Source organism: Salinisphaera hydrothermalis C41B8 (assembly GCF_000732535.1).
GTDB classification, from domain to species: domain Bacteria; phylum Pseudomonadota; class Gammaproteobacteria; order Nevskiales; family Salinisphaeraceae; genus Salinisphaera; species Salinisphaera hydrothermalis.
The window spans coordinates 211,924-229,386 of the sequence record NZ_APNK01000002.1 but is presented as its reverse complement, the minus strand read 5'-3'; the positions used below and the strand labels follow the sequence as shown (position 1 = coordinate 229,386).

The following is a 17,463-nucleotide window of genomic DNA, read 5'->3' as shown; positions in this document are numbered from 1 at the left end:
GGGCCATCATCCGCCCCGCCCGATTCGAACCACGATGCGATGGGTGTGGTCGGCGTTATCCAGAGGTATCCGGGCATCGGGCAGCGGTTGGCCGTCGAGGGTGACGAAAACGGTGGGTTCCGACGCTTCGATCGCGATCACCTCAATCTCGTAACGGGCCGCGCCACGATGGAGCGTGGCTCGAAAACCGGGCCAGTCGATCGGCAGCAACGGCGCGATTTCGAGTGTCGTACCGTCGTGGATTCGCAGACCCAGCAAGGCTTCGATGCCGCCGCGCCAGAGCCATCCGGCCGCCCCGGTGTACCAGGTCCAGCCGCCCCGCCCGACATGGGGCGCCATGCTGTAAATATCGCCGGCCAGCACGTAGGGCTCGGTGCGATAACGCGCGATCTGTTCCGGCCCGCTTGCCTGAAGTACGGGATTGAGCAGTGAAAATAGCTGCCAGGCGCGCTCGGCGTCGCCCAGGCCCGCGGCCGCCCAGACGGCCCACACCGCGCCGTGGGTATATTGGCCGCCGTTTTCGCGAATACCCGGGGGGTAGCCCCGAATATAGCCAGGGTCTTGATGAGTGCGGTCGAACGGCGGCGCGAGCAGCAGGATTTGACGGGTCTCGTTGCGGACCAGGCGTTCGTATACCGCGTTCATGGCATGCCGGGTGCGAGCGCTGTCAGCGCCGGTGGCGAGCGTTGCCCAGGTCTGTGCCATGAGATCGATCTGACATTCGTCGTTCTCGGCGGACCCTAGCGGCGAGCCGTCGTCGAAATAGGCTCGTCGATACCAATCGCCGTCCCAGGCATGGTCCTCGATCCGCTGTAACAGCCGATCGGCCAAGCCATCGTAGCGGGTGCCCCGCGGCTCGTCGTCCATGGTGGCGCACAGCGGCGCGAAATCCCGAAGTACGCGGACAAGAAACCAGCCGAGCCAGACGCTTTCGCCCCGCCCATCGGCGCCGATCCGATTGTATCCGTCGTTCCAGTCGCCGCCGCCGATCAGCGGCAGCCCGTGGGCGCCGTAGCGACTGGCATGCTCGATCGCCCGCACGCAATGCTCGTAAAGCGACCCCTCGTTCGCAGCGGGGGCGTATTCGCTATAGCGTTCGGTTTCGTCGGGTTCGAGCGGTGCGCCGGCGAGGTAGGCGACGCGCGCGGCCAGAATCGATGTGTCCCCGGTCGTATGCACGTACTGCGCCGTGACATAGGGCAGCCATAGCAAATCGTCGGTATAGCGAGTCCGCACACCGCGTAGCGGGCGTTCGTGCCACCAATGCAGAACGTCGCCTTCGGAAAATTGCCGGCTGGCTGCCCGGAGTATGTGGGCGCGCGTCCAGTCCGGCTGGGACCACAAAAGCGCGAGCACATCCTGCAACTGATCGCGGAACCCATAGGCGCCACTGGACTGATAATAGCCGGTTCGCCCCCATAGCCGGCAGGACAGTACCTGGTACGGAAGCCAGTGATTGATCATGATGTCGGTCGCCCGGTCCGGCGTGTGCACCTCGATGCCGGTCAGATGACGTGCCCAGAACGCTGCCAGTGTTTGTTCACCGTGGGCGACGTTGTCGCGATCGCGAAATCGTGCGGCCAGGGCCAATGCGTCATCGCGATCGCGCCCCTGGCCGACGATGAAATAAATCGAGCGGGTGGTATCGGTCGGCACATCGACATGTACCTGATATGCGGCACACGGGTCGACGCCCGGTTCGATGTAGCCCGACAATCCAATGCGGAACAGTGCGGCCGGCGCGCCGAGATCGCCGGCCCGTCCGAGGAACTCGGTGCGATCCGCGGTCAGGCCATGGGGGCGCTCGCTGGCCGTGACAAAACCGACGCCGGGGGCGGCGTCGCGCACGAAGCTGTTGCGGGCCAGAAGCACTTGATGGTCAGCATCGTGTTCGAGCACGATGTGCGGCGCGGTCGCGGCGCGAGTCGTGCCCAGGACCCATTCCAGGTAGTACGTGGCGGTCAATCGCCGTGTCCATGGCCATCGGTTCGTCAGATCGAGGCGTACGATCTTGACCGGGGCCTCGCGATCGACCGTCACCCGTAAACGCTGCTCGATGCCGTGCGAGTGGTGGCGATACACGGTATAGCCCGCCCCGTGACGGATTTGGTACGCCCGGTCGGCCGGCCTCGGGGCCGGTGTGGGCGTCCAGACTTCGGCGGTCTCTTCATCCCGCAGATAGACGACTTCGCTCGGCGGGTCGCATATCGGATCGTTACTCCAGGGCGTCAACCGGTTTTCGCCACTATTGCCGGCCCAGGTACAACCCAGCCCGGCTTCGGTGGTGAGGCAACCGAAATCCGGGTTGGCGATCACGTTCGACCACGGGGCGGGCAATGACTGCCCCGGCTCCAAATGGATCACATATTCGCGCCCGTCTTCGGCGAACCCGCCGAGGCCGTTATCGAACTCGAGATCGCTGGGGCATTCGAGCGCCGGCAGCGCGGGCCCGGTTTCCGTGGTACGCCGGATCGGCACGAACGGCGGCAACAGCGGGATTGTTTCGGCGGTCGGCTTCAACTGGTCGATAATCTCGCCCGCGGCCGAGTCGAGCACGACACGCGCCGAGGCCCACAGCCGGGTACGGTCGGTTTCGGAAAGATCCGACGCCGCAATAAGATGTACCTGGCCGCGCGTGGCACGTTGCGTGCGGCCGCGAATTTCGGTGGTCAGGGCCTGCAGTCGGTCCCGGATCGATCGTACATAGCCGGCCGGGCTCTCATCGACCAGGACCAGATCGATAGCTTGCCCACGAATGCCCCAGAACAGGTGTGCTTGCAGTAACCGTCGGGCGAAATCGGCGTCGTCACTGGCGTGAACGCGCGCCAGCAGGATCGGCGCGTCGCCGGAAATGCCGCGCCCCCAGAGCGTCGACTGAATCTGGTGGCTGGCACGCAATAGATCGGCCGCTGCGCGACTGTAACGAGTCGGTGCCCACAGCTGAGACAACAGCCGCATGATCCAGATGACGTCCGGCGGGTCGATGCGCAGTTCGCTCAACTCTTGTTCGGCTGCCATGCGGGCCTGATCGAATACCCAGCTTGCGCGTGACAAACTTCGATAGCGACGAACGGTGTCCAGCACCGATGGCCGCGAATATCCGGCCGCCGTCACGTACACGATTTCGGCCTCGGTATGTGGGGCGAGTTCGATCGTCACGCCGGTCGCCAGCACCGGGTCCAGCACCGTGCCGACTGTCTGTGTGAACCCGGACAGTGACGGTGCACGCAATGCTTGGGGCGCTGCCATTCGACCGAGTCGCCCAAGAAAGCGTTCGCGACTGGTCTCCCACCGCACCCGCGATTTGATCCCGGGCGGGACGTGCACAGCGTGGCCCAGATACAGCGGCTTTTCCCGAGCGCCTCGCGGTCGGCGCCGGAAGACCATGGTCTGATGCGACGCCAGATAACGACTCTGCACGAACAGCTTGGCAAACGCCGGGTGACGAGTATCCTCGGCCTCCGGCGCCAGCACGACCTCAGCATAGCCGGCAATGAGCAGGCGACGCGGACGAGCGGTTTCGTTCTTGATCAGCAAATGACGAACTTCGACGTCATCCTCGTAAGCCACGGCGACCCGCAGACGACAGAATAATTCGGACGTACGGCGCTGGTATTCGACGTAATGTGGCGCAAACAGCGTGCGCGCGCTGTCGGGGTCGCCGCCTGCGGGTTCCACCCCCACCGACGAGAGGGTGTCGCGATCCAGATCCCGGATGTAGCACCAGTGCCCCTGTCGTTCACGCGTTGGATCGGGCGTCCACCGTGTGAGAACGACGCCCTCCCAGGTACTGCCGCCGCTGCCGTCGGCACTCTGAACCAGCGACATATGGCCGTTCGACAACAGGTTGTAGCGCTGCCCGGTGGCGGCACGTTCTGGTGACCAGACCGGCAGCGGCACCGCGGCGACGAAGGGTCGCGGCAACTCATGGTCCGGCCACGGCGGCAGTGCAGCCGGAAGCGCCGGCGCCCGCTCGTGCAATAGATTGCTCAAACGCGCAATACGTGGGTCCGCCTGGAAGCGCGTCGGCATAATGTCGTCGTTGAGCATGTTGTCGATCGCCAGCAGCAACATGCCCTGGTGATGGCTCAGGTACGAACGCACGATGCTCGCCCGGCGGGTGGATCGGCGGCGGCTGCTCGGGCCGTAGTCGATCGCCTCGTAAAGCCCGTATTCGCCGAGCCCACCCTCTTTCTCCAGTGCGCGAATATTGTCGATTACCGCGTGTGGCCTGAACGGCAAGGCCATCAACGACGAATACGCCGACACCACCAGGCGATCGCCCGCATCGCGCCGAAAGCCGATGCCCGGTATGCCGAACGCACGGTACTGGTAATTCGCATGCGCATCGAGGTGGTAATAGCCCGATTCCGAAATCCCCCACGGCACGTGCATCCGTTGTGCAAAGGCCATATGGGCATCGACCGCGCGCCGACACGCTCGCTCCATGAGACTGGCATTCGGCGCTGGCAAGAACAGCCTCGGCATCAAATACTCGAACAGCGTAGCGCCCCAGGACATGAGGACGATGCGGCCGTTCAGCGCGCGGAACGGACGTCCGAGATGCAACCAGTGCCGGTGGGGCACATCGCCTTTGGCAATGGCGAGAAAGCTGGTCAGGCGAGCTTCCGATGCAATCAGGTCGTAAAATCCGGCGTCGAGCTGGGCTTCGTCGATGTTGTAGCCAATGCGAAACAAATGCCGGGACGGATCGTATAGAAACGTAAAATCCGTTGCGCCGACCCAGGCATCGGCTTGCCGAACGAGCCGGTCGATATCGTTGCGCAGATGCGTCGCTGCTGTGCCCGCGGCGACCAGGGCATGCCGCAGATGGCGGTTCCAGGCGATGGCTTCGGCGTAGCGCCTGTCTGGACTTGCGGTTTCGATGAGTGCGGAGTCGAGACGGTCCAGAAGCCTCTCGACCGCAGCACATACGTTAGAGACATGGGCCAGCGTGACCGGGCGCGCGAGCTGACGGACGATCATGCGCCAATAGCGGGCGATCGGCGGTGGGGCCAGCGCGGCGTCGGCGCGATACAGCGCCGGTGGCTGATCCAGCAATCGGCGCCATGGCAACAGTTGATCGCCGAAATGCCGGGCCAAAGTGGCCTGGCGGCGCAACTCGTCGAGCCAGTGATGCAGTTGCGTCAGGCGTTCGGGGCTCAAATGGGCGCCGGCACGGTCTAATAATGTGACGAATTCGGTTCGAAGCGCCGGGATCTCGCGCTCGCATAATCGCTTCAACAGGGTCCAGCACTCGTCAGCACTCGCGTTCGCATCGATGAGGCTTCGGCGCGCCCTGACGCCCGCGATCCATTGTCGTTCGGCAATCTTCGGCCGGCTCGAATCAGCGGTAATCACGCCTGATTCGAGCAGCGACAACGTATCGCGAATACCGAACAATAGGCGCCGCGGGTCGATCGGTTGCGCGATCAGCTGCTCCAACCCGCGTGCCAGGGTCAACAGCGCCGCCGCAAAATTGCCGCTGTCGACCGTGGACACATAGCGCGGCGCGAGGGGCGTCAGCTCCCGCGTCTCGTACCAGTTCAACAAATGCCCGCGATGTCGCTCCAATGTGTCAATACGCTCGAAACTGCTGTTCAAACGGGCCGCGAGTGAAAACAGATCGAGATAACCGAGATCGTACGCGGCCAGCGCCGACAACAGCCCCATGCCGATATTGGTGGGCGAGGTCCGCCGTGCGAGTACAGCGCGTGGCTCCTCCTGAAAATTATCCGGCGGCAGCCAGTGATCGTCCGGGCCCATGAAGCGTTCGAAAAAGAACCAGGTTCGTCGCGCCACATCGCGCAGTACCTGTAGTTCGGCGGGTGCCAGCTGCGGTTTCTGCTCGGCCGGGGCGCCGCTGACGTAGTGCGCCAGTGCCGGAGCAGTCAGCCAGGCCAGCAGAAATGGTGCGGCCGGTATGAGCGCATCGGGGGCCAGTATCGCCAGGATTGGCGTCAGCACGATCGCGGTCGTCGGTGAGATCCACATGTCGCGCCACGCGGTGAGCATGGTCCGTTCGGCGCCGAAGTCGTGGTGTATGTCGTGCGCGGTCCGCCAATCCAGCAGATGGCATCGCGATATGCGCATACGATAGAGCGTGCGGCCGACGCCATCGAGCACGAACAGGCTCTCGTAAGGCACCAGGCACAACGACAACGCGAGCCGTAGCGATCGTTGCCGTAGCGGGCTGCGCAGGGCTGACAGATGCTGGCGCACGTGCCGCCAGTCCGCGAGGCATGCCCAGACGCAAGCGAGCAACTCGACCCAGATCGGTACGGCCGACAGCGCAACGACGAGTAGCGTCCAGGCCCATGCCGGGCCCGGCAAGGCGGCTGTCCAGGCGATACACAGCAACGCCAGGAGCGCAGGCGCGGTGACGCTGCGGCGCAGATTGTCGAGAATCTGCCATTGCTGTAGTAGTTTCAGCGGGTTGGTTTCCCGCCGCCCTGCCGACGTCGGTACCCAGCGCCAGAGCCACGGCAACAGCTGCCAGTCGCCCCGAATCCAGCGATGCGATCGTCGCAGATAGACGAAGACATTGGACGGAAACTGTTCGTAGAAACGCGTATCCGATATCAGCGCCGTGCGCCCCAGGCTGCCTTCGAGCAGATCGTGGCTCAGTAACGCGTTGGCTGGCAGGCGATCCGCCAGCGTATCGGCGATGACCCGTGGATCGTAGATTCCCTTGCCCGCGAAAATGCCCTCGCCGAACAAGTCCTGATAAACATTGGATACCGCATTCGTATACAGGTCGACGGTCGCATCGCTGTCGAAGACCTGTGTGAATCGCGTGGGCTCGGTGGTGGTTGGATCGGTGTCGAGGCGTGGCTGCAGAAAAGCATAGCCCCGCACAACGTGCGTCCGGCCGGCATTGGGAACGGCTGCGTTCAACGGATGCGCCAACGCGCCGATCAGAACATGGGCCGTGCCCTGCGGCATCGCAGTGTCGGCGTCCAGCGTGATGACGTAGCGGATCGCCGCGAGTTGCTCGCGATCCCCGGCAATCGTCTCGAAGTCGTCGTCGCGGTCAGTGATCAGGCGATTGAACTGCAGCAGCTTGCCACGTTTGCGCTCCCATCCCATCCAGCAATGCTGGGCGGGATTCCATTCGCGCCGGCGGTTGAGCGCGATAAATGGCCCGCTCTCACGGCCGTCGCTATACCGCGTATTGAGCGCCTCGATGCGATGCCGAACCGTATCGAGCAGGCGCTCGTCGCTCGCCATTTCACGATGCGGCGCATCGGCAAGATCGCAGAGCACGACGTATACGAGGTTGCGATCGTCGTTGTTGAGGTAGTTGGTTTCCAATCGCTCGGCCAGCGAATCCACGTCGGCGGTGCGGGCGAGCAGGACCGGCACGGCGACGGCGGTACGCGCCTCGTTGGGAATGCCCGCCTCGAAGTTCAATTTAGGCAATGCGCGCGGCGGCAACCAGTGCGTCACGAGACCATTGATCAACCCGGTGGCCAGGGAAGCCAACATCACGGCCGTCAGCAGCATGATCAGCGCGGTGATCCCGATCGCGGTGCCCGCGACCGTCAGGATCCAACCCAGCGCAAGCCACGGCGGCATGGCAAATAACGCAAGCCCCGCGAAATAAAGGATCGACGCCGCGCCGTACGGTGGTTCGTACCACGGGCGCCGCAAGCGGTGCCCGAGGCGCTCGGACAAGGCCGAGCGGCCGTCGTCGATCAGGTAGTAGCCGATGTGTCGCCGATAGTCGTCAGTAGCGGCCTCGTGAGCGCAGTCGAACGCGGCCTCCGCAACCTCGATCTCCGTTAGGCCGGTACGGCGCGCGAATCGTTCGATCGCCTTGCGGTAACGGTCGCGCGATATGAAATCCATGCGCGCATAAGCGTTGCCAGGGTCCGATCGCAGCACGGACTCGACCACCATCAGCGACTCGGCCGAATCGCACCAATCGTCGCTTTCGAGCGTCCGCAGACTGAGGATGCAGCCGGCCACGCCGAGTCCTGGCGTGACCGCTCGTTCGGCCGTTTGTTCGTTCGGCGTCCGCGGTAACCCGCGCTCCGCGGCCTTCATCAGGTCATCCAGCAGAACCCAGCGCAATACGGCTGGCAGCGCCCAGACCTCGCCAATCGTGAGCACACAGACCCGTTGGTAGGTTGCGACATCCTCGATGAGCCGTGCGATATCCAGCGGCTGCTCGCCGTGCATCGTGATCGCTTGGGCCAGCGCATGAACGCGCCACTGGGGTCGTCCATGGGTATCGCGAATCCGCGGTAGCTGGCGGGTATAAGCGCGCGGCAGACTCTCGCGGACCTGCTCGATGGCGCGTTGCACGACGTGCCAGTTATCCAAAAGCCATTCTTCGACGCGGCTACCCTGTCGTGCGGACGCCGCACGCTCGGCGACGCGCTCATACAGGCGTTGAAAACGACCCTCGAGCGCCGTGATCGCCGGCTCGACCGCCATTCGCGCCCGAGCCGGCACCACGACGCAATGGGCCTGAGCCAGCGTCGCGATCCAGTCTTGTTCTGCATTCACTTGGGCCCCGACGCCCGGATTGGGCCGGTTTACCACGCCAGTCGTCGAGTCCAGCGCGCGCGCCATATCCTTATCCATTCACCGTGGCGGCCGGTCGCGAGGGTCACGCCGGCCGGTAGAGGCCCGTCAGGTCGCGGTGCGCGCAGTCGTCGTGTGATACGCCGGGTTGGGTCGTCGGCAGGTCCTGGAATATCAGCACTGGACGATCACAATGGCTGGCGACGGCGTCCGCCACCGAGCCCAGCTCCCATATCGATTCATCCGAGCCGCCGTGCGCACTCAAGGCAACCAGGTCCACGTTCTCGCGCTCCGCGGTACGCACGATTTCCTTGGCCGCGCTGCGTGCGCGCACCAGGCGGGTTCCGACTTTCACGCACGATTGCATGCGCCGGCAGACTGTTTCGAGATAGCGCTGCCCCATTCGCAGCTGTTCTGCGACCAGACGCTCTTTTAACGCGGCCATGTCGCCGGATAGCCGCATCGACGGCAGCTCGTTGGGCGTCACGATAATCTGTAGCAGGATGAGCTCGGTCTGGGGCGAGCGCAGTAGCGACACCACTTCGCAAGCTGCCCACTCCGCCCGATATGACCCATCCAGCGGCACAAGGACGCGGCGATAGCCCTGTTCGCTTGCCACGGCGCCGGCCGGACCGGGGCGCACGATCAGGATCGAGGTCTGCGTGCCGCGCACGGCCTTCTGTACGGTGCCGCCAAAACGAAACCGGCTCGCATCACCTCGCCCGTAGGCGCTGAACACGATCAGATCGATGGCGTGGCGTTTCGCGAACTCCAAAATCTGGGCCGCGGGATCACCCTCGTCGATGTGCTGACTGACCGTCAGACCTTCTGCCGATAGGCGCTCGGCGTGTCGATCGAGATAGCGCTTCGCCCGGGCCTGTTGCAGCTGCCAGTCCAGCGGGTCGATATGACTATCGCCGTTGTGATTCAGCGAGGATAGGACGTACAGCAAATAGAGTTCGCCGCCCGAGGCCTTAGCCATACGCCGGGCATGATCCAGCGCATTTTCTGCAACCTGCGACCCGTCCAGTGGCACGAGCACACGAGCAAATGACATCCCGACGTCTCCTTCTGAACGACGCCACTCGCGGGTTCACGCGATGCGGCAGGCCGTGTTGCAACGACTCGCCGGGCGCCTGCGCGACAACGAACGCTGGCCGAATCAGCGGTTCATAGCCCAGCGGTGGGTCCGGCGGCATGACGGCCGCCGCCTGTCGGATTGATCCTCGCCACGTCGTGACTACCGCACGCCGCGACCCGAATACCATGCGGCCGTCCGAGCGAACCCGCTTCTCTCATTAGCGTTTGCACGCAACGAACGAGATCGTCTGATGCAGGCCAACGCTCGACGTGCCGTTTGTCGTTTCGATTAATTCATGCCGGGGCCCCGGGCGTGTTGACCCTGGTCAACCGTGTTGCACATGAGTTCGGCGGCCCGCCCCACGGCCCCCTAAGGCGGTCGGTTGATCTCAATCAAATCGCAGGGTTCCGGAGTCGCTAGCGTACGAGTGCGAGGACTGCGATACCCGACGGAACGTGTGCGGATGGATACGTCGAACTGGCATGAGCTCGATACGGAGCAGACCTTGCACGCCTTGCAGGCCGTGCCGGAGGGCCTGTCGGACGAGGAGGCGGCCATGCGACTGGCGCGCTATGGCGACAACACGTTGCCGGCCACGCCTCCCGAGTCCTGGTTTCGACGCCTCGCGCGCCAGTTCGGAAATTTGCTGATCGGGCTATTGATGGTCGCGGGCATCGCGACCCTCATTATGCGCCACTGGGTCGATGCCGGCGTTATTTTCGGCGTGGTGATCATCATGGTGCTGATCGGTGCACTACAGGAAGGCCGTGCCGAAAAAGCGCTGCGTGGCATCCAGGCCCTGTTGTCGCGCGAGACGAACGTCGTTCGCGCCGGTCGCTTGCAACGACTTCCCGCACGCTGGCTCGTGCCCGGGGACATCGTGCGCTTGAACGCGGGCGATTGTGCGCCAGCCGATCTGCGCCTGTTGCAGGGGCGCGAGGTTCAGGTCGACGAGTCCCCTCTGACCGGCGAAGCGCTGCCGGTGGACAAGAGTGCATCGGCCGTCCCACTCCAGACGCCGCTTGCCGAACGGAGCGATATGATCTATTCCGGCACCCATCTCACTCGGGGGCACGCCGTCGCGGTCGTGGTGGCGACTGGCGCACGAACCGAGATCGGCCGTATTGCGCGGTTGGCCGAGGGCGTCAGCCAGGTTCGCACGCCCTTAATGATCCAGATGGCGGATCTGTCGCTGAAGCTCACATTGGCCATACTCATACTGGCCGGCCTTACCTTCGGCGCCGGTTGGTTGCGCGGTGCCGGTTTCGAGGCGGCGTTTCTCGCTGCGGTCGCGCTGGCTGTGGCGGCGATTCCCGAAGGTCTGCCCGCCGTCATCACGATCACCCTGGCCATCGGCGTGCAGCGCATGGCGCGGCGCAGCGCGATAATCCGGCGGCTCTATGCCGTCGAAACGCTGGGCGCGGTCGACGTGATTTGCTCGGACAAGACCGGCACATTGACCTATAACCAGATGATGGTCCGGAGCGTTGTGCTGGCCGCCGATCAACTGGCGGTCGAAGGCAATGGCTATGTGCCCCGGGGCCGGATTGAATCGGTGCGATCGCCCTCCTCGGCCGACGCCGACGCCGGTCTTGCGCGACTGGTCATCGCCGCGGTGCTCTGTAACGATGCCGAACTCAAACCCGACCCCGACTGGCATATTCTCGGCAGCGCGACCGAGGGTGCGTTGCTCACGCTTGCCCTCAAGGCCGGACACGATATCGATCGCATCCGCGCCACTTATACCCGTTTGGACACGCGGCCGTTCGAGTCTTCGCGTCGCACCATGGCGACGCTGCACCGAGACCGCGAGGGCGTGCGCTGGATCACGCTCAAGGGCGCACCCGAAGCGGTACTCGAGCACTGCACGACACAACTGCATGACGGTGTGGCCGAACCGCTGGCGCGCGAGTACTGGACGCAGCAGGTTATCGCGCTTGCCGAGAGCGGACAGCGCACGCTGGCGGTGGCGCAACGCCTGGCCACAACCCCCGAAATCGATTTAGTCGCGGGCGATTTCGAGTCGGAATTCGTTCTGCTCGGCCTGTTCGGCATTGAAGATCCGCCTCGGCCGGACGCGATCGAGGCGGTGGCACGCTGTCGCGCCGCCGGTATCGATATCAAGATGATTACCGGCGACCACGCAGCGACCGCCCGAGCGATCGGCGCTCGATTCGGGCTCGGCGAGGTTGGCGGGGTGCTAACGGGCCGTGATATCGATGCCATGGACGATCGGGCCTTGCGCGACAGCACCCGAACCGTCGATATCTACGCGCGGACCACGCCCGAGCATAAGCTCCGTCTGGTCCGGGCCCTACAGGATCGCGGCTGTGTCGTGGCAATGACCGGCGATGGCGTCAATGATGCGCCGGCACTCAGACAAGCCGAAGTCGGCATCGCCATGGGCCAGCGTGGCACGGATACGGCACGCGAGGCCGCACATGTCGTGCTCACCGACGACAATTTCGTGTCGATCGCCGAGGCGGTCGAACAAGGACGAACCGTCTACGACAACATCCGGAAATCCGTGCTGTACATGCTGCCCACCGGGCTCGCCGAAGCGATGGTCATCGTGCTGGCGATCGTGTTCGGTTTCACCCTGCCGCTCACGCCACTGCAGGTGCTGTGGGTGAACACCATCACGGCCACGACGCTTGGCCTTGCCCTGGCCTTCGAGCGGCCGGAAACCGACCTGATGCGCCGTCGCCCGCGGGGTACGCGTGACGGCATATTAAACGCGATGCTGGCCTGGCGCATCGTATTCGTCACGCTCATCATCCTCGCGGGCACATTCGGGCAATTTCTCTGGGCGCTCGAGCGTGGTCTTGCGCTGGAACAAGCGCGTACCATCGCGGTGAACACTCTGGTCATGTTCGAGCTGTTCTATCTACTGAGCAGCCGCTTCATCCTGCTCCCGGTACTCGGTCGCAACGGCATGCGGGGGAACCGCTATGTCGTGTTCGCCGCGCTGACTACGCTTGTGTTTCAGCTGCTATTCACCGATACGACGCCGTTCCAGCTGCTGTTCGATACACGCCATATCACGGCAATGGAATGGCTCGGCCTGAGCCTCACGGCGTCTTCGGTACTGTGGCTGGTGGAGTTGGAGAAAATGATTCTGCGACGCGCGGCCCGAAACCGCGGACGCCCGGATCCAGCGCCAACACGCCCGGCCGGTGATGACGCTTCCAGCGGCGTCTCTTCATAACGCCCCGCTACGAAGTTCATTGCCGCGGCTGCCGTGTGCCGGCCGCCCCGGTTTATCGGCGCGCACGAGATTCATGCCAGATTTCGTTGGCCACTAATGTTCGCATCCGGTCCATGGATTCGGCGAACCATTCGAGAATGTCGTCGAGCGTGATGATTCCGCGTAGATAGAACTCGGAATCGACGACCGGCAGCCGCCGTACCCCGAGTTCGGCCATGCATTCCATGGCCTCCCAGATATCGGTGGTTTCGTCGATGGTTTCGATCGGCGCCTGGACGATATCACCGACCGAGAGCGCATCGATCGAGACGTTCTGAGCCAGCACTTCGACGACCAGATCCCGATCGGTGACCACACCGACGAGATCCGACTCGTCGTCATCGGACTCGACGATCACGAGCGAGCCGACATGATATTTACGCATCAGCGCTGCCGCATCGCGGATACTGGTGTCCCGCGGAGTCGTGATGACATCCTTTTCGCAGAATCGAGCGACTTCCACCTGAGCCTCCAACGACGCATGGTCGACGTCCTCATCGTCTGCGATCGGTCGGGCGTCATCTTGATTCAAGTCAAAGCAGGCTTTAGAGCCTCACGCGGAGCGTTCCGGGGACAGCGCCGGGCGCCGACGTGTCAGCCACGTCAGCGGCGTCGCACCGGGACAGGCTCAACGCTGGCTGCTGGAGGCGTTGGCCCGCACCGACCGCTGTCCAGAGCACGATCGAACCGACGGCAAGTCCGTTTGAAACGCGCGATACTCGTGTGGGGAATGGCGAGCTCTACACGCGCCTGAAGATCCCCACCCCGGCGCGATTCGCGCTACGAGCCGCTCGGCTGGGACCGGCTCTCGCCGCCGGACACCGTGCTCATCTGGTTATCGGACGGATGCCCCTCGGAACCGCTGCCGGTGGGTTGAGTCCCCCCGCCGGCCGTGGTCGCGCTGGCGCTATGCGTCTGACAATCCATATGGCTGGCGCCATCCACGTTGAGCGTGATCTTGTCGTGGCCGAAGGTCAGTTGATCGCCGTGGTCATCGGCATAGACCGCCGTTTGGGCGCTACCGCTTTTCTTTGCCTCGAGGCTGACCTGGCGCTGACCCATGTGCAGAACCGCGCGCTTATCGTTATTGGCCATGTCGAAACGAAAATCGTCGGCGCAGCGATAATGCTGGAAATCGCCGGCCATCCCAGTGTCGTTGGCCTGCAACATCAATAGCGCCGGTTGCGACTGCTGGCGGGGGTCGATCGCCTGGGGCACGGGGGTCTGCCAGCGGACGTCGCCGCCCTTGTCCATGATTTGAGCGGACAGACCGTACTGCCCGCCGGTGCCGAGCAGTTCCGAGCCAACTTTCAGATTGAAGCTGACCGGTAATTTGCCCAGATCGTGGAGCGTTCGTTCGGCTACGATGCGGTTCTTGTCGCCGCCCGCGTCGTGCTCGACCAAGCTGACCCGCGCGCTGGCATCATCCGGCAGGTGGCCGGCGCCGGCCAACGCCAGCTGGCCCTGGATCTGTACGTCCTGCGGCTGGTCCGAGCCACAACCGGCCAGAACGGCTACCGTGGCCCATATCGATACTAATACGAGCGCTCGAGCGCTTCTTTGAAATGTCACCATCAAGACGTCTGTTTCAATCGATCGAAAATGCAAGTATCTGGCTGATTTGACAGTACGGCAGACCCGACTGTCCGTGCCATGTGTTGAATAATGCCTGAATATCGGCGTGCGCGCTTCGCGTATGCGTTTTACCGGAATATGCGTTCCATTCCGACAACGCCTGAACCACCCAGTCCGTTAAAAGAAAGGTGTCCTTGCCGGCCATGCGCAGAAAAGCCGGACCGGAATTGCCGCCAAGCTGCATAAAGCGTTTCTTCAATTCGGCCCACAGATCGACAATTTCCTCTTCGGGCCATTCCGCCAGCCAGAAGCCGAAACTACCGAATTCGTCGACGATTGCCTGCATCGCCTGGGCATTGTCCCGAACCGCGAATATCTTGCGGCGGTGACGAATCAGGCTTTCATCCGTGGCTAGCCGCTTGAGATCGTCGTCGGTCAGTGCCGCGACGCGCGCCAGATCGAAATCGTCGAATGCCACTTCGAATGCAGGCCAGCGGGCATCCACCAAGCGATGAGTCAGACCGGCACGAAAAATACGCCGGCACATCACCGACAGATAGCGGTCGTCCCCGATCATGGCCAGGCTTTCCGGCGGTTCCGGGCGGACCAGTGCGGCCTGGAGTTCCGCTTCACCGCCTAGCCGCTCGATAGCAGCGGATTCGATCGTTTCGAATGCGATCATGGGATCGTCGTCAGCATATACAGCGTGCAATTGTACGCGCTCTGGCGTGCTCGGTTTCGCTTGATCCATGAAAAAAGGCCCGACTCGCGTCGGGCCTCACCGGGTTTTTGCCATCAGCCCTTGGGCTGTTCCGGACCGTCGGGCAGCGTGGAGTCGCCCGCCGCTTCGCGGGTCAGATGCAGAAAATGCAGATGACTCTCGTACTGATCCAGAATGTCGTCGATGACCTGATCCTTGGAATAGTCCATCAGGTCGTAGCCCTGGGTGCCTTCCGTAAGGAAAACCTCGAGCCGGTAATAGTCGGAATTCGAGCGCGAGGCACGCATGGCGAAAGTCGGCGTCTGGAAACGCCGAGGCCAGGCCTGGTAGTTGAAGTCCGGCTCGTCTTCGAGATCGACGCGCAGCGCCGCGTGCCGACCGTCGCCTTCGCCCTCGGTGACGACCTCGACCGACATACCCTGCGCCCGAAGCTCCTCGGCGACTGCGTCCATGGCCGGGCGCACGGCGCGGTCGAGATAACGCATGACGTGGCGATAGCTGGGAAAGCTCATCGCGCGCGAGACTCGGGTTGTCCAACTGACGGCTTCCCGGCCGCCGGTACGGCTCGACAGATGGCCCGGCAGGCTGACGCGCTGGCTGTCGAACTTATAGACCTCCATCTTCAGCGCCTTCCAAAGCCCGGCGATCATGAAGAACAGCACGACCGAAAACGGCAGCCCGGCGACTACGACCGCACTTTGCAGCGTGGCCAGACCGCTCGTGCCCGAGCCCGCCAACAGCAGAGCGAGCGTGACTACGCCAATGATGATCGACCACACGATACGCATCCAGACCGGCGCATCACTGTTCACGTCCTTGAGCACGGACGTGAAATTCGACAGCACCAGCGCGCCCGAGTCGCCGGAGGTGACGAAGAACACGATGCCCAGAATTGTCGCCCCGATCGTCGAGAGCAGCGGCATGGGCAGCTGGTTGAGGAACAGGTAGATCCCCGACGGCGGGTTGTCCATCACCTGTTGGCCGAAGTCGGTACCGCTGTGCATCACGATGTCGAGCGCGGAATTACCGAGCAGCGACATCCAGATCATCATGAACAGGATGGGCAGCGTCATGGTGCCGGCCACGAATTCGCCGATCGTTCGTCCGCGCGAAATACGCGCCAGGAAGAGACCGACGAACGGGCCCCATGCGATCCACCAGGCCCAGAAGAACAGCGTCCAGCTATCGAGCCAGCTGCTGGGCTGCGAAAATGAGAAGGTGTTGGTCGACAGACTGATGAAATCAGTCAGGTAATCGCCGACGTTGGTCACGAACGTGTTGAGCAGGAACAGCGTACGGCCGGAAAACAGGACGAAAAGCAACAACGCGATCGCCAGCAGGATATTGAATTCCGACAAACGGCGAATGCCCTTCTCTACCCCGGTGATAGCCGAAATCGTGGCGAACGCGACAATGGCCACGACGAGGAAAACCTGCGTCCAGATGTTCGACGTGATGCCAAACATATAGTGCAGGCCGAAGTTGAGCTGCACGATGCCGATGCCGAGGGCAGCCGCAATGCCGAACACGGTGGCGACCACGGCCGCAATGTCGACGGTATGCCCGATCCAGCCATAGATCCGGTTGCCGAATAGCGGATACAACGCCGATCGAATAGTCAGCGGCAGATCATAGCGATAGGAAAAGAAAGCCAGCGACATGCCGACCAGCGAATAGATCGCCCAGCCGGAGATACCCCAGTGCAGGAACGTAATCTCCATCGCATGTCGGGCCGCCATCGCCTGATCGGCGGGCGCGCCCGGTGCCTTGTAGAACTGGGTGATGGGTTCGGCGATGCCATAGAAAATGACGCCAATGCCGATGCCCGCCGAAAACAACATGGCGGACCACGAGAACAGGTTGAAGTCCGGCCGCGATTGTTCCGGCCCGAGTCGTATCCGGCCGAGTCGCGAGACCGCAACCGCGATCACGAACACCAGATAGATGATGACGGTCAGAAAGTAGTACCAGCCGAACGTGGCTGATATCCAACTCTTGACGTCGCTGATCACCGTCTGCGCCTGATCTGTAAAAATCATCGTCCATAACGAAAAGACGACGATGGTGATGGCCGATCCGTAAAAAACGACCGGGTTGAGCCGGTCTTCGGTCGGTTTGTGATCGGATGACAGTTGCTGGCTCATATAGCTCCTGACAAGGAAATTTGCCGGGCACATTCGCGCAGTCCCTCACGCGGTAGCGCGCATAACGGCCATGCGGTGCGCGGTCGCACCCATGTCGCTGTCGCTACAACGATCGAACGCTATCCAGGCCCAGATTTCGGGTCGCGGTGCAAAGCCCCCTTGG

Annotated in this window: 7 protein-coding genes; 1 reads left to right on the top strand and 6 read right to left on the bottom strand. The window is 63.1% G+C overall.

From position 1 onward, the window contains the following. Positions 1-6: 6 nt before the first annotated feature. Positions 7-8,580, bottom strand: a complete 8,574-nt coding sequence (locus tag C41B8_RS02570) for a GH36-type glycosyl hydrolase domain-containing protein (protein ID WP_198025013.1) — start codon at positions 8,578-8,580, stop codon at positions 7-9. A gap of 37 nt (positions 8,581-8,617) precedes the next feature. After that, the gene (locus C41B8_RS02565; protein ID WP_084188400.1) at positions 8,618-9,589 is read right to left on the bottom strand and encodes a universal stress protein; all 972 of its coding nucleotides are present in this window, start codon (positions 9,587-9,589) and stop codon (positions 8,618-8,620) included. 487 nt (positions 9,590-10,076) lie between these two features. On the opposite strand from C41B8_RS02565, the gene C41B8_RS02560 reads away from it, so the two are divergent. Continuing rightward, on the top strand, positions 10,077-12,821 hold the full coding sequence (locus C41B8_RS02560) for a cation-translocating P-type ATPase (protein ID WP_084188399.1): 2,745 nt from the start codon (positions 10,077-10,079) through the stop codon (positions 12,819-12,821). Positions 12,822-12,873: 52 nt separating this feature from the next. Here the strand turns inward: C41B8_RS02560 and C41B8_RS02555 are convergent, their stop codons facing one another. The 4 genes from C41B8_RS02555 to betT form a co-directional block, all read right to left on the bottom strand. Then, positions 12,874-13,392, bottom strand: a complete 519-nt coding sequence (locus tag C41B8_RS02555) for a CBS domain-containing protein (RefSeq protein ID WP_051882827.1) — start codon at positions 13,390-13,392, stop codon at positions 12,874-12,876. Between the two features lie 248 nt (positions 13,393-13,640). Further along, entirely contained in the window at positions 13,641-14,435 is a 795-nt protein-coding gene (locus C41B8_RS02550; RefSeq protein ID WP_037333531.1) for a YbaY family lipoprotein, read from the bottom strand. A gap of 13 nt (positions 14,436-14,448) precedes the next feature. Further along, positions 14,449-15,117 (bottom strand): DNA-3-methyladenine glycosylase I, encoded by a 669-nt coding sequence (locus C41B8_RS02545; protein ID WP_037333528.1) that lies wholly within the window; start codon positions 15,115-15,117, stop codon positions 14,449-14,451. A 113-nt stretch (positions 15,118-15,230) separates the two neighbouring features. After that, positions 15,231-17,300 carry a choline BCCT transporter BetT gene (gene betT / locus C41B8_RS02540; protein WP_037333525.1) on the bottom strand — a complete coding sequence of 690 codons (2,070 nt, stop codon included), beginning with the start codon at positions 17,298-17,300 and terminating at the stop codon, positions 15,231-15,233. Positions 17,301-17,463 lie beyond the last annotated feature (163 nt).